The organism is Winogradskyella costae (assembly GCF_013403865.1).
Classification (GTDB): domain Bacteria; phylum Bacteroidota; class Bacteroidia; order Flavobacteriales; family Flavobacteriaceae; genus Winogradskyella; species Winogradskyella costae.
Map to the genome: position 1 here is coordinate 14302 of NZ_JABFDK010000008.1, position 15648 is coordinate 29949.

Here is a 15648-nt window from a genome sequence, read left to right on the forward strand (position 1 = left end):
GTCCTGATATATTTATCAGGACTTTTTAAAAGATTATTTAAAACTTCTTAATTTCTTCTTTTGCCAGCTTCAGCACTTTTAGATCCAACTCTAGAAACAGCACATCTAAAACCTATATAGTCTGTTGCCATATCTTGTGGGAAATAGCGACGTTGCGCTGGGTCAATCCAGTATGCTCTATCTCTCCAAGAACCACCTTTGTAAACTCTTACTTCATCGTTAATTAGTGATGTTCTACTATTAGATTGGTCATATTCTCTAGTCATAGTACCAGAAGCAGAATCCATTTGAACTTTATGTTTTGGAGAATTGTACATTTTACTTGTTGCACTCTTATCTCCTTCACTTTCGTCAAAACTCTCTCTATAGTGACGTGAAGAACGCTTATCACCATCTCTAAAGTTTATGTTATCACTTTGACTAAAGTTAGTTCTTAAATATGTTTCATTTTCGTCAATTGGAACTCTTGCAATTTCACCAGGTAAATCTCTAGCGATAATTTTACCGTTACTTAATGTATCATATACAATCTCATCAACAGTTACAATTTTTACTGTACCATCTTCATTAATCGCATTTTTAGAATATACGTTTCCTCTATAGTAGTTAAAGTCATTGAATTCATCGTCTACGATAGGTCTGTAAACATCAGCTACCCATTCAGCAACATTCCCGGCCATATCAAATAAACCATAATCATTAGGTTCGTATGTTTTAACTTCTGCAGTAATATCGGCACCATCATCAGACCATCCTGCGATTCCACCGTAATCACCTTTACCTTGCTTAAAGTTAGCCAATTGATCTCCGCGATTTACACGTTTTCCAGATCTTGTATACTGACCATCCCATGGGTATTTTTTACGACCTCTATATACATTATATTGGCGTAATTCACTCATACCTAATGCTGCATATTCCCATTCTGCTTCGGTAGGAAGTCTATATTTTACAGGAATTAATCCAGATTCTCTATCGGCATAAATATTAATAGGGTTTCCGTCTGCATCCATTTGTTGTCTACGTTGTCCTCCTTCTAAAACTTCAGAATTACCACCGTAAGTTTGTGATGGAGCATTGATATAAGTGTCAGTACTAAATGTACTTTCTGCACTTACGTCTGTGTATTGTGCATCTCTTTTTATATAACCAGCTTCTTGTAATGACAATTCTGCTACACGGTCAGTTCTCCAATTCGCATATTCTACGGCTTGGATCCAACTTACACCAACTACAGGATAGTTTGCATAACCTGGGTGACGTAAGTAGTTTTCAGTCATCATTTCGTTATAGCCTAAACGATTTCTCCATACTAATGTATCTGGAAGTGCTCCTTTGTAAATTAAAGCGTAGTTAGGATCATCTGGTGGGTATACATTTTTTAAATAATCTAAATAAAACAAATAGTTAACATTGGTAACTTCTGTTTCATCCATATAGAATGATTGTATATGCTGTTGAGTTGGAGTATTATTCCAATCGTGCATTGGGTCATCTTGTACTTTACCCATTGTAAAGGTTCCACCTTCAACGAAAGCAGTTCCCGGAGGTGTTTCTTGCTCTTTAAATTGAGTGTTGTACTGAAAACCACCTTTTTTATCGTTGATTTTCCAGCCTGTGGCACTATCTACGTTGCCAGAATTAGAAGAACGATTACAACTCACAATTGTGGCGCAAAGCGTTGCTGCTATTAAAAATTTTAGGTTTGAGACATGTTTCATATCCATACGTTTAAGTAAGCTCGTTTAATTTTAGAGTCGCAATATAACAATTAAAGGTAAACCGACAACTTTTTTTTGTGTCTAAATTTAAAAAATAATGCATTTCATCCTTTTTTTTGAACATAACAACGGGTTTTTTCCAATTTATCGATGTATTTTGCCCTTTAATAACGAGCTTAGAAATGATTTATTGTTGTATTTTTGAAATAAAAATTGTGTAGTCATAATAACGCCACTTATAAGCCGTTATTTTATTGTGAAATATTAGATTTGTTAAATACGACCTGTATCTTTTAATTCTTCTAGAGGCTAATAACGAAAATGAATAAATGAAAAATTGCTATTTAATTTCTCTTCTCTTATTTACGATGCTTTGTTTTGGACAGCAAAAGCAATTTAATATAAACTGGGATGGCTATAAGGTTTTAGAAACCAATTATAGCAAAATTGAAGTTCCTGCTTTTGATGAGAATCATTTTAATTATGATGATGATAAGGGACTACTTTTTTTTGGACAATGGGAAAGTAACGGGGGGCAAATTGACCAAAGCTCAGTTGCTGTCACCAATATCGTATATGAAACAATGTCATCTAACGAATTAAAAGATTTAAATCCAAAACGTATCCCCAATTCTCCAAGTCCTAAATTACATAATACTAATGCTAGAGGAAAGTATCGCACCTATTTTGAATTAAGTCCTATTATTAACGATAAAGGAATTTTTAAACGAATAACAGCATTCACGGTAAATTATAGTGTGACTTCTAATCGTTCTTCGGTTATAGCAAAGGGTGTTAATGATATTTCAAATTCAGTTTTAAGTTCCGGGCAATGGTATCGGTTTTATATAGAGGATTCTGGTGTATTTAAATTGTCCAAGAGTTTTTTAGGCGGTTTAGGGGTAAATACGAATTCTGTAGACCCAAGAACGATAAAGATCTATGGTAATGGAGGGAGAATGCTTCCGTTGCAAAATTCTGAAAATTATCCATTTGATGTTGTAGAAAATGCCGTGAAATTTATAGGTGAAGAAGACGGTCGTTTTGATAGTGCTGATTATATTCTTTTTTATGGGGAAGGCCCCAAAACGTACAGTGAAGAAAGTGAAACAAATTTAAATTTGTACACAGATAAGACATATTACTATGTAAATGTAAGTTCTGGTAATGGTAAACGTATACAAAGTATGCCTACTATTAATGCAGAAGCTAATCTTCTAATTGATACGTTTCAAGATTATCAGTTTTATGAAGTTGATGACTATAACCTTGCTAAATTAGGAAGGCGCTGGTTCGGGGACGATTTTGATATTGATAATCAAAGGTCTTATGAGTTTGAATTTCCAAATTTAGTAACAACGACTCCTGTAGACTTTAGTATAGCTGTAGGATCTGTTTCCGAAGTGGCGACAACTATGAAGGTTACAATTAATGGCAATGAAGTTACAACTTTTGGACTCTCAGCTATAACTCCAGGTTCGGTTTTAGGAACTGCTGCGGCATATAGGCAATCACAAAATATTACTTCGGATGTCGTTACGGTAGCTTTTGACTACAATAATAGTGGAAATCCATCTGCCAATGCATTTCTAGATTATATTAATATTGAAGCTACTCGTGGTTTAAGATATGAAGGTGATCAGTTGGTTTTTAAAAATAAAGATGTCATTACCACACCGGGAATTGTTCAATACAATATTACTAATACAAATGCTATTAGAGAAATATGGGATATAACTGACCGTTTTAATGTGAGTACTACTGTAAACTCAGGCAACGCTAGTACGATGTCTTTTAAAGCGGGTTCTGGCGAGGAAAGAACATATTTAGCATTTTCTAACTCAAATACTTTTTTGCCCAAAGTAGATTCTAGGACGGTTGTTTCTAATCAAAACTTAAAAGGCACAATTTTTAATAACAGTCAAGGTGAGTTTGAAGATATCGATTATATCATTTTGGCGCCATCTCAATTTTTAACACAAGCAGAACGCTTAGCTGAGATCAATAGAAATCAATACAGTTTAAGTGTAAAGGTAGTTGATATACAAACAATCTATAATGAGTTCAGTACAGGTAGTCAAGATATTGCTGCATTGCGTAATTTTATTAAATACGTATATGACAACGCGAGTACACCAAGTAAACGCTTAAAATATCTTTGTTTATTTGGGGACGGTTCTTATGATTATAAAAACAGAATAAACAATAATACCAACTTAATACCTTCATGGTATACTACAAGTAGTTTTAGTTTAACAAGTTCATTTGTTTCAGATGATTTTTATGCAATGCTAGATGATAATGAAGGCGGCATGACTAATTCGATCGACCGAATGGATATCGCAGTGGGGAGAATTTTAGCAGAAAATGTGCAGCGTGCTAAAGAGATGGTAGACAAAATAAACACCTATTACCAACCAGAAGCTTATGGCAGTTGGAGGAATAATATCCTTCTTATTTCCGATGATGTCGATGAGGCTTGGGAACAACGTTTGCAAAAAACTACGGATGATTTAGGGACGACTTTAGATGAGGAAAAGTCATTTTTAAATGTTGTTAAAATTCATTCAGATGCCTTTGAGCAAGAATCTTCTGCGGCAGGAAATAGGTACCCTAAAGTTAATGACGCTATAAAGGATGCTATTGAAGTTGGTGCTTTGGTAGTTAATTATTTTGGTCATGGAGGTGAAGATGGTATTGCTAAAGAACGAATTTTTGATAAGATAGATTCGCAAGAGATTAACAATATCTGTAAATATAATTTGTTTATTACCGTAACTTGTGAATACACAAAATTCGATGACCCGAACAGAGAAACAGCAGGTGAGTATACGTTTTGGAATACAAATGGAGGTGCCGTGGCTTTAGTGACTACAACCCGACAAATAATTGTGACTGTTGGTGAATCGTTAAATAATGTCTTAGATGATTATTTATTTGCATTTGGTTCTAGAGATTACGTCTCAATGGCGGAAGCTTTGCGTCTAACAAAAACAGATAACAATATCGCTGGCTCCAGTCAAAAACGATTAGTGTTTTATATCGGTGATCCTGCAATGAAATTGGCTTTTGCGCAACCAGATATTAAATTAACTAAAGTAAATGATGTAGAAATTACACAGTCTATCGATGTCCTAAAAGCTTTAAGTTATACAAAACTAGCTGGTGAAGTGGTGGATACAAATGGCAATGTCTTGTCTAATTATAATGGTACATTAACCGCAACGGTTTTTGATAAAAATATTGAGCGTCAAACCCTGGGTAATGATGGAGTTACTGATACTGATGGTGATCTTATTATAATGGATTTTAATACACTAGGTGAAGTTATATTTAAAGGTCAGGCTAGTGTTGTAAATGGATTATTTGAATTTGATTTTATTGTCCCAAAAGATATCGGAATTCCGGTTGGCAATGGAAAAGTGAGTTTTTATGCGCAAACAACTAATCCGATTTCGGACCAAGCAGGTGCCAATTTTGATATTCAAATTGGAGGTATTAATGAAAATGCTCCTGAGGATAATATCGGACCGGTCATTAATTTGTATATGAACGACGAAAACTTTGTTTCTGGTGGTATAACAAATGAATCTCCAGTTTTTTTAGCAAAGCTTCAAGATGATAATGGTATTAATACAGCCAGTGGTATTGGGCATGATATTACAGCTGTCATTGATGGAGATGAAACCAACCCTATCGTTTTAAACAACTATTATCAAGCAGAAGTAGATGATTATACTAATGGTACCGTATCTTATCCATTTAGAGATTTAGAACCTGGTTTACATACATTGACCTTAAAAGCTTGGGATGTTTACAATAACTCTTCAACCGTAGAATTTCAATTTATTGTTTTTGATAAAGATGAAGAATTAGTGATTAATAATGTTTTAAACTACCCAAATCCATTTGTAAGTTATACTGAGTTTTGGTTTAACCACAATAGTGTAGAGCCTTTAGATATATCTGTGCAGATATTTACAGTTTCGGGTAAATTAGTAAGAACGTTAAATGGACAAACCTCAGGCGGAAGCAAAGCTGTAAGTTCTTTATCTAAAGATATTATTTGGGACGGAAGAGACGATTTTGGAGATAAAATAGGAAAAGGAGTCTATGTCTATAAACTAAAAGTGAAATCTAATCGTTTAAATAAACAAGTTGAAAAAATTCAAAAACTTGTCATACTATAATAATAATTTATATTTGCTAACGAATTAATGCTAATTACGAGGTGTTAATATTTCAAAAACTGAACATGAAGAAACAGATTATAGCCTTAATGGCTCTTGTTACAATAAGTAACGCCTTTGCACAAGAAACAACACAAATTATTGCAAATAGTTTTGATAGTCGAGTAATTACAACAGGTTTGCCATTTATGCTAATAGCGCCAGATGCAAGATCAGCATCTTTAGGTGATATGGGAGTTGCAACCTCAGTAGATGGCTATTCACAACAATATAATCCAGCTAAATATGTTTTTTCTGAAGCAAAACAAGGGGTTAGTTTAAGTTATACACCATATTTAAGTAAGCTTGTAAATGATATTTCTATTAGTTATGTTACTTATTTTAACAGAATTAATGACGTTAGTGCATTTTCTGCTAGTGTTAAATATTTCTCGCTTGGTGAGATCACATTAACTGATAATGCTGCAGATCCAGGAAGAATTGTAAAACCAAATGAATTTGCTATTGATGGTGCATATACTTTAAGATTAAGTGATCAATTTGGAATGGCTGTTGCATTACGTTATATGAGATCTGATCTAAGAATTAGTGGAATAGGTGATTCGAATGCACAACCAGCTAGTACTTTTGGTGCAGATATTACTGGGTATTATCAAAGTGAAGAAGAAGCCTATAATGATTATAATGGCCGTTGGAGAGCAGGTTTTGCCATTCAGAATTTAGGACCAAAATTTAAGTACGACGATGGTGGTAATGATGTTTTTCAGCCAACCAACTTAAGATTAGGAGCAGGATTCGATTTTATATTTGATCAATATAATAAACTAGCAGTAACTGGTGAAGTTTCTAAATATTTGGTGCCAACTCCGCCGATTTATGGTGATAGAATTGTTTTTGACGATGCAAATGGTGATGGCATATTTAATCCGGATGACGGTGATTCTCAGAGCGACGCGCAATTAGCTGCATCGGCAGAAGATGTTATTATTTCAGGTCGAGATCCTGACGTCAGTTTCTTAAATGGAGTGTTTCAATCTTTTGGAGATGCGCCAGGTGGTTTTAGTGAAGAACTAAGAGAATTTACTTGGGCATTAAGTGCAGAGTATACGTATCAGGATAGTTTTTCATTGAGAACAGGTTATTTTAACGAAGCAGATGATAAAGGGGCGCGTAAGTTTTTTGCGCTTGGAGCAGGTTTTAAATACACTACAATAAATGTTGATTTATCATATTTATTTTCCGCTTCTAAAGTGCAGAGTCCATTAGAAAATACGTTACGTTTTTCACTCACCTTTAATTTTGGTGATGGTGAATACACCGAATATTAAAATTTATAACTAAATTTAGATCTTAAGAACTATTGTTTACTAAAGCAATAGTTTTTTTGTCTAAAATAATTTGCACACTATGAAGGAAGTCAAAATAGAAACCACATTACAAGTCTATGATGATATAAATGAGCTTCCTAAAGCCATTCAAAATTTAATGACTACGGCCATAGAAGCTAGAGAGAATGCATATGCCCCGTATTCAAAATTTAATGTAGGAGCGGCTATTTTGTTAGATAATAGTATTGTTGTTATTGGAAGTAATCAAGAAAATGCATGTTTTCCTTCAGGATTATGTGCAGAACGTACAGCAATATTTTATGCCGGAGCAAAATATCCTAAAGCTAAAATTCTGAAAATGGCAATTACAGCTTCGTCACAAAATCAAAATACAAATAAGCCTATACCACCATGTGGAGCTTGTAGACAATCTATAGCAGAATACGAAATAAAACAAGACCAACCCATCGAAATTTATTTTATGGGAGCAGAAGGTAAGGTTGTAAAATCACGTTCTTTAGGTAATTTATTACCGCTTCTTTTTGAAAGTTCAGTATTATAAGGTTTTCATTGCAATAAATTCAGTAATAACTTATTTTTTTTATGATATACTGTTTCTTCATTATTGACTAAAGTGTTATTTTTGTTATTCTATTTTATTTAAAAAGAACTCATCAAAAAATGCAAAAAATAACTAAAGAAGTTTACCTAAAGTGGTACGAGGACATGTTGTTCTGGCGAAAGTTTGAAGACAAGCTTGCCGCAGTTTATATTCAGCAAAAAGTTAGAGGATTCCTTCACTTGTATAATGGCCAAGAGGCTGTATTAGCAGGAGCTTTACATGCTATGGATTTAACCAAAGACAAAATGATTACAGCATATCGTAATCACGTTCAGCCAATAGGCATGGGGGTAGATCCAAAACGCGTTATGGCAGAATTGTTTGGGAAAGCAACAGGAACGTCTATGGGTCTTGGTGGATCTATGCATATTTTCTCTAAAGAATTTCGTTTTTATGGAGGTCACGGTATTGTTGGTGGTCAAATTCCTTTAGGTGCTGGTATTGCTTTTGGTGATAAATATCACGATAAAGATGCCGTAACCATTTGTTGTTTTGGTGATGGTGCTGCAAGACAAGGATCGTTACATGAAACGTTTAACTTAGCAATGCTTTGGAATTTACCAGTAGTATTCGTTTGTGAAAACAACGGTTATGCGATGGGAACTTCAGTTGCGCGTACAGCAAACCATACCGATATTTGGAAACTAGGACTTGGGTATGATATGCCTTCTGGTGCAGTAGATGGGATGAATCCTATTAAAGTTGCAGAAGCTTTTGATGAAGCAATTCAACGCGCAAGAAAAGGTGGTGGACCTTCATTTTTAGAAGTTAAAACATACCGTTATAGAGGTCATTCAATGTCTGATGCACAACATTATAGAACAAAAGATGAGGTGGCTGAGTACAAAAAAATTGACCCAATTACACAAGTAAAAGATATTATTCTTGAAAATGAGTATGCTACAGAAGCAGATCTAAAGGCCATTGACAAGGATGTTAAAAAACGTGTTTCAGAATGTGAGAAATTCGCAGACGAATCTCCATATCCTGAAAAGAATGTGATGTACGATGTTGTATATGAGCAAGAAGATTACCCATTTATAGACCACAAAATTAAGTAAACTATGGCAGAAGTAATAAATATGCCGCGTTTGAGCGACACCATGGAAGAAGGAACTGTTGCCTCTTGGTTAAAAAAGGTAGGTGACAAAGTAGAAGAAGGAGATATTTTAGCTGAAATCGAAACTGATAAAGCAACTATGGAGTTTGAGTCTTTTAACGAAGGGACGTTACTTCATATTGGTATTCAAGAAGGTGAAACTGCTAAAGTTGATACCCTTTTAGCTATTATAGGTGAAGAAGGTGAAGATATTTCTGGTTATTTGAATGGAGAGTCCTCAAAAGATGCTTCCGAAGATAATGATGATTCAAAAGAAGAATCTGACACATCTAATGATTCTGCAAAGGAAACTTCAGAGGAGTCTACAGATGATTCAGCGTCAAGTTCTGATGAAGAATTACCAGAAGGAGTTATCGTTGTTACCATGCCACGTTTAAGTGATACTATGGAAGAAGGAACTGTGGCGACTTGGTTAAAGAAAGTTGGTGACGAGGTTGAAGAAGGAGATATTTTAGCTGAGATCGAAACAGATAAGGCAACAATGGAATTTGAATCGTTCCAATCTGGAAATTTATTACATATTGGTTTAGAAGAAGGTGAGTCAGCTAAGGTAGATTCATTATTGGCTATAATTGGTCCTAAAGGAACTGATGTTTCTGGTATTGCTAAAAACTTTAAATCTGAAGGAGCAGAAGTTAAGAAAGAAGCCCCTAAAGCTGAGGTTAAAAAAGAAACGCCAAAAGCAGAGACTAAAAAAGTTGAAGAAAAGAAAGAAGCTCCTAAAGCTTCAAGTTCTAATTCGGCTTCAACTTCGAATTCAAATTCATCAAGAGTTTTCGCTTCGCCATTAGCTAAAAAAATGGCAGATGAAAAAGGGGTTAATTTATCTCAAGTTAAAGGGTCTGGTGAAAACGGAAGAATTGTAAAGAAAGATATTGAAAACTTTACACCTGCAACACAAGGAGCTACTGTTGGTAAATTTGTACCAACGGGTCAAGAAGATTTTGATGAAATTCCAAACTCAAACATGCGTAAGGCGATTGCTAAAAATTTAGCGAAATCTAAATTTACGGCACCACATTACTATTTAAATGTGGAGTATGATATGGAAAACGCCATTGCATTTAGAAAACAATATAATTCTATCCCGGATACTAAGATTTCTTACAACGATATGATTGTAAAGGCATGTGCTTTAGCATTAAAGCAGCATCCTCAAGTAAATTCACAGTGGTTTGATGATAGAATGAAATTAAATAACCACGTACATATTGGTGTAGCAGTTGCCGTACCAGACGGTTTATTAGTGCCTGTTGTTAAATTTGCTAACGAGCAAAGTTTAACTCAAATTGGTGGAGCTGTTAAAGAATTAGCAGGGAAAGCTAGAAATAAAAAGTTAGGACTAGATGAAATGGAAGGTAGTACGTTTACCATTTCTAACTTAGGAATGTTCGGTATCGATAGTTTTACATCAATTATCAATCAACCTAATTCAGCAATCTTATCTGTTGGAAATATTGTTGAAAAACCAGTAGTTAAAAACGGACAAATTGTAGTTGGTAATACCATGCAACTTTGTTTAGCTTGCGACCATAGAACGGTTGATGGAGCTACAGGTGCACAATTCCTTCAAACATTAAAAGGCTATATTGAAAACCCATTAACAATGGTTGTGTAAATCTAATACCGCACTCTAAATTTAGAGTATCTATATAATATAATCCTGATTTGATAATTTTCGAATCAGGATTTTTTTATCTTTAAACACAAATAAAACTTAACGATGAAAAAAATACTTTCAATAGTCTCGATTGCCTTGCTTTGTTCTTGCGCTTTTAATGTAAAGGCACCAGATGGAACCCCTGGAAAAGATGGTGAAAATGCTAAGCCTATTATTACACAAGAATCCGTTAAAGCAAGTATGAACTACTTAGCTTCAGACGAATTAGGCGGAAGAGAAACGGGAAGTGAAGGGCTTGAAAAAGCAGCCGTGTTTATTGAAGAGTATTTAAAATCTAATGGAATTAAACCGTACTTTAAAACCTACCGCGATTCATTTAAGTTAAAGGATTTAGATGCCTATAATATTGTAGGGGTTGTTGAAGGTAATGACCCTAAACTTAAAAATGAATATGTTATTCTTGGAGGGCATTACGATCACATAGGACAAGGGAAAGTTGTAGAAGGAGATTCAATAGCAAATGGTGCTAATGACGATGCTTCTGGTACTATTGCAGCCATGGAGTTTGGTGCTTATTTTGCCAAAACCAAAACAAATAAACGCAGTATTTTAATTACCTTATATGATGCTGAAGAAAAAGGATTAAAAGGTTCTGCACATCTAGCAAAACGTTTAAAAAATGAAGGCATAAATGCTTACACAATGATTAATTTTGAAATGATTGGTGTACCTAGAGCTTCAACTGAAGCTATAGCTTATATGAGTGGTTACGAGCGCTCTAATTTTGCTGAAACTTTAAATGGATATGCAGGGGAGGAAGTTGTTGGATTTTTTGAAGGAGCAAAAAAGATGAGTTTATTTATGAGATCAGATAACTTTCCATTCTTCAATGAATTAAATATGCCTGCGCATGCCATTTCAACTTTTGACTTTACAAATTTTGATTATTACCATCACGTCGATGACGAAGTTGATCAAATGGATTTTGAACACATGGCGAATTTCATGAACAAAATGATTCCTGCCTTAGAAGGAATGATGAATGCACCAACAAAAGAAGTAGTTTTAAACGATGAGTAAAAATATAATTATTACAGGAACAAGCAGAGGTATTGGGTTTGAATTGGTTCATTTATTAGCGGACCAGGGTCATAATGTGTTAGCTTTATCTCGAAATGCCAAACCCGTATCCAATCTTCATTTTGATAATATTTCATCATTTTCATTTGATTTATGTAATGAACACGATTATCAAAACGTAGTAGATTTCATTAAAAATGAATGGAAACACGTTGATGTCTTAATCAATAATGCTGGTGCCATATTAAATAAACCCTTTGCAGAAACAACTTTTAAAGACTTTGAAAAGGTTTATCAAACCAATGTTTTTGGGGTTTCGGAATTAACAAGAACGGTGCTTCCTTTTATGAAAAGTGATGGTCATGTTGTAACGATTAGCTCAATGGGTGGGATTCAAGGGAGTATGAAATTCCCAGGCTTATCGGCTTACAGTTCTAGTAAAGGTGCTGTAATTACAATGACGGAATTATTAGCGGAAGAATATAAAGAAACTGGACCACAATTTAATGTTTTGGCTCTTGGAGCTGTACAGACTGAAATGTTGGAAGAGGCATTTCCTGGTTATAAAGCACCAACGACGGCTATAGAAATGGCAAGGTATATTCAAGATTTTTCTTTAACCGGAAATAAATATTATAACGGAAAAGTATTGCAGGTGTCTAACTCTACTCCTTAAAGAGATTTAGTCGCCTTCGTATCTTTTTAGTTTATTCTGAGCGCTAACTAATTCCGATTTTAAATAATCAATTTTTTCTAAAAGGTTAAAAACGGTATCGATGCCTTCAAAGTTAAGACGAAGATCTTGGTGCAATCGAATCATTTTTTCTACATCCGCAATATTATCTTGATGGATACATTGGGTCTTTTCTACGGAAACAAACTCAATAAGACCATATTCATTAAGTCCTATAAAAAAGGACATTTCAATTTGGTAATGCGTACAAAGATTTGGTATGGGTATTAAATGTGTATTTTGCATAACTATTGTAATTTTGCTAGTTCTTCAAAAAGTTCTTTTTCCTTATCAGATAGTTTTTTTGGTAATTCGATATTATACGTAATAACCAAGTCACCAAATTGTCCTTCTTTTTTATAAATGGGAAAGCCTTTACCTTTCAATTTAACTTGGGTCCCGTTTTGAGTGAGCGGTTTTAAAGTCAATTTTACTTTTCCATCAAAAGTGTCTATGGTAACGTCACCTCCAAGAACGGATTTGTATAAATCGAGATTTACGGTTTTATACAGATTTGAACCATCGCGTTTAAAATCCGTATTGTTACTGATTATAAATTCAATAAGTAAATCTCCATGAGGGCCGCCATTTCTGCCTTCTCCACCCTTACCTTTAATTTTTATTATTTGTCCATTGGTAATTCCTGCGGGAACTGTTAAGCGTATGTTCTTACCATTAACGGTCAACACACGTTTCTCTGTGGTATAAACGTCTTTAAGGTTTAATTGCAATTGTGCATTAAAATCTTGTCCTCTAAATTTTGTTGAACGACCTCTACCATCAAATCCCCCTCCAAACATAGATTCGAAAAAATCAGAGTAGTCGCCATCACCGAAACCTTGAGAGCCCGATGAATGCTGATAGCGTTGTTGTGATTGATGTTGCTGTTCCTGTTGTTTTTGCGCTTGATCGTAAGCTTCACCATGCTGCCAGTTTTCTCCGTATTTATCGTACTTTTTTCGATTTTCATCATTACTTAGTACTTCGTTAGCTTCATTAACTTTCTTGAATTGTAACTCAGCCTCTTTATCATTAGGATTTAGGTCGGGGTGATGTTTTCTTGCCAATTTTCGGTAGGCCTTTTTAATATCACTTTTGGTTGCGCTTTTATCTATACCAAGTATTTTATAATAGTCAATAAATGCCATGATTCTAAATTATATAAATAATAGTAAATATTAATTAGTGTCTAGCTAAGTTAGTGTTTTTTAGACTAACATTAATACAAGTGCGATTAAGAATATATATTAAATACGCTGTGAAATTCTATTCGTTTTTCCATGGTTTACCTTGTAAGATTCTTAGAAAATACTGAAACGTGTTTAAAAGGAGATTGAAAAGCGTTAACAGCATTTAGTGTAATTTAAGCGATTTAGATGAGATTATAGATTATGAAGAAAGGGGGCAACATCATAAAAAACAATCCTCTCTACCTAAAATTATTTTTTATTGTCTTGGTATATGTTTGGCTGTTTATTATCATCGGAACTGTGGCTTTTGTATTGATAAAAAAAAGAATAAAAAGTTAAAATTTAACGCTTATTTTTGCGCCAATGCAAACACAACTTTTAAATTTTATTCCTATTGCGGCGCAGCCGATGATTACAGCGCTTTTGTCTGTTGATAGTTTGACTGTGAAAGTAAAAAATGAACGTAAAACGCGCCATGGAGATTATAGGGAATTACCGAATGGCAAACATCAAATAACCATAAATTCTAATCTTAATTCGTATCGGTTTTTAATCACATTAATTCATGAAGTTGCCCATTTTGAAACTTATAAGAAGTATGGTAGATTTATTAAACCGCATGGAAAGGAGTGGAAACAGACCTTTCAGCATTTAATGTTGCCATTTTTACATCCAGATATTTTCCCATTAGAGCTGTTACCATTATTGGCTAATCACTTTAAAAACCCAAAAGCATCTAGCGATACAGATACGCAGCTCGCCTATGCCTTAAAGCAATTTGACGAAAGTAATGATAAGACCTATGTGTTTGAGGTACCTTTGAATAAAACCTTTAAGCTATACAATGGAAGGGTGTTTAAAATGGGGAATAGAAGAAGAAAACGCTACGAATGTGTAGAAATTAGCTCTGGTAAATTATATTTGTTTAATCCTAACGCAGAAGTTGAATTATTAGAAGAATGAAGAATAAAAATTATTATGCCATTTTAATGGCTGGAGGAGTCGGCTCAAGATTTTGGCCTGTAAGCACACAAGATTTTCCCAAGCAGTTTCACGATATGCTTGGTACAGGTGATACCTTAATTCAAAAAACATTTCATCGTTTAGCACAATTAATTCCAGAAGAGAATATTTTTATATTAACGAACGAGCGTTATAATGATCTCGTTTTTGAACAATTGCCAAGTGTTACTAAGCGTCAGGTGGTTTTAGAGCCCGCGATGCGTAATACGGCTCCGTGTATATTATATGCAGCTTTAAAAATTCAGAAAGAAAATGAAGATGCCGTAATGATTGTAGCTCCAAGTGATCATTGGATAGAGGATGAACAAGCTTTTTCTCATAATGTAAAAACAGCTTTTGACTACTGCGAATCTAACGATGCATTAATGACTTTAGGAATTACGCCTACATTTCCCAATACAGGATATGGTTATATAGAATATGATCAATCGACAACAACTGAAATTAAACAAGTGAGCCAATTTAGAGAAAAGCCAGATTATGAAACGGCTAAGTCTTTTATAAGTCAAGGAAACTTTTTATGGAATGCTGGAATTTTTATGTGGAGTGCTAAATCAGTTATTAAAGCTTATAAAAACAATCAACCAGAGTTATTTAAATTGTTTGAAAGCGGTTATAGTGTCTACAATACTGAGCACGAAGATGCGTTTATAAAAGAGAATTACCAAAATGCTGAAAATATATCTGTCGATTATGCACTTATGGAAAAGAGTCGCAATGTGTATGTGATTCCCGCAACTTTCGATTGGAATGACTTAGGAACATGGGGAAGTCTTTACGATAAATTAGATAAGGATGACAATAATAATGCGATAGTTAATGCTAAAACTTTATTAGAAGATTCTAGTGGTAATATGATTCGATCCAAAGCAGATAAAATTGTTGTTATAGATGGATTAAAAGATTATATAATTGTTGATAAAGACGAAGTTTTACTTATCTTTCCTAAGGCAAAAGAACAAGATATTAAAAAAGTACTTCAAAATGTAAAAGCTAATTTTGGAGAAGAATATGGGTAAA

12 protein-coding genes are annotated in these 15648 nt (G+C 34.2%); 9 read left to right on the forward strand and 3 right to left on the reverse strand.

Going from position 1 to position 15648, the window contains the following annotated elements; genetic code table 11:
• Positions 1-47: 47 nt before the first annotated feature.
• Entirely contained in the window at positions 48-1727 is a 1680-nt protein-coding gene (gene gldJ, locus HM986_RS14310; protein WP_179335777.1) for a gliding motility lipoprotein GldJ, read from the reverse strand.
• Positions 1728-2050: 323 nt separating this feature from the next.
• Here gldJ and porU point away from each other — a divergent pair, with 323 nt between their 5' ends.
• The 7 genes from porU (at position 2051) to HM986_RS14345 (ending at position 12358) form a co-directional block, all read left to right on the forward strand.
• Entirely contained in the window at positions 2051-5911 is a 3861-nt protein-coding gene (porU, locus tag HM986_RS14315) for a type IX secretion system sortase PorU (protein ID WP_179335778.1), read from the forward strand.
• 65 nt (positions 5912-5976) lie between these two features.
• Complete coding sequence (porV, locus tag HM986_RS14320) at positions 5977-7239, forward strand: type IX secretion system outer membrane channel protein PorV (RefSeq protein WP_179335779.1); 1263 nt, start codon at positions 5977-5979, stop codon at positions 7237-7239.
• 79 nt (positions 7240-7318) lie between these two features.
• Positions 7319-7801 (forward strand): cytidine deaminase, encoded by a 483-nt coding sequence (gene cdd, locus HM986_RS14325; RefSeq protein ID WP_179335780.1) that lies wholly within the window; start codon positions 7319-7321, stop codon positions 7799-7801.
• A gap of 119 nt (positions 7802-7920) precedes the next feature.
• On the forward strand, positions 7921-8922 hold the full coding sequence (gene pdhA, locus HM986_RS14330; RefSeq protein ID WP_179335781.1) for a pyruvate dehydrogenase (acetyl-transferring) E1 component subunit alpha: 1002 nt from the start codon (positions 7921-7923) through the stop codon (positions 8920-8922).
• A 3-nt stretch (positions 8923-8925) separates the two neighbouring features.
• Positions 8926-10599 carry a pyruvate dehydrogenase complex dihydrolipoamide acetyltransferase gene (locus HM986_RS14335; protein ID WP_179335782.1) on the forward strand — a complete coding sequence of 558 codons (1674 nt, stop codon included), beginning with the start codon at positions 8926-8928 and terminating at the stop codon, positions 10597-10599.
• Between the two features lie 105 nt (positions 10600-10704).
• Positions 10705-11682, forward strand: a complete 978-nt coding sequence (locus HM986_RS14340) for a M28 family peptidase (RefSeq protein WP_179335783.1) — start codon at positions 10705-10707, stop codon at positions 11680-11682.
• A complete protein-coding gene (locus HM986_RS14345; protein WP_179335784.1) occupies positions 11675-12358 on the forward strand; it encodes an SDR family NAD(P)-dependent oxidoreductase in 684 nt (227 codons plus the stop codon). The genes HM986_RS14340 and HM986_RS14345 overlap by 8 nt, the downstream gene beginning before the upstream one ends.
• A gap of 6 nt (positions 12359-12364) precedes the next feature.
• Here the strand turns inward: HM986_RS14345 and HM986_RS14350 are convergent, their stop codons facing one another.
• A complete protein-coding gene (locus tag HM986_RS14350; protein WP_179335785.1) occupies positions 12365-12661 on the reverse strand; it encodes a chaperone modulator CbpM in 297 nt (98 codons plus the stop codon).
• 2 nt (positions 12662-12663) lie between these two features.
• On the reverse strand, positions 12664-13563 hold the full coding sequence (locus tag HM986_RS14355; RefSeq protein ID WP_179335786.1) for a DnaJ C-terminal domain-containing protein: 900 nt from the start codon (positions 13561-13563) through the stop codon (positions 12664-12666).
• 405 nt (positions 13564-13968) lie between these two features.
• On the opposite strand from HM986_RS14355, the gene HM986_RS14360 reads away from it, so the two are divergent.
• Positions 13969-14568: a SprT-like domain-containing protein gene (locus HM986_RS14360; RefSeq protein ID WP_179335787.1), complete on the forward strand. Its 600-nt coding sequence runs from the start codon at positions 13969-13971 to the stop codon at positions 14566-14568.
• A complete protein-coding gene (locus tag HM986_RS14365) occupies positions 14565-15647 on the forward strand; it encodes a mannose-1-phosphate guanylyltransferase (protein WP_179335788.1) in 1083 nt (360 codons plus the stop codon). Before HM986_RS14360 ends, HM986_RS14365 begins: the two co-directional genes overlap by 4 nt.
• The last annotated feature ends 1 nt before the right edge of the window (position 15648 follow it).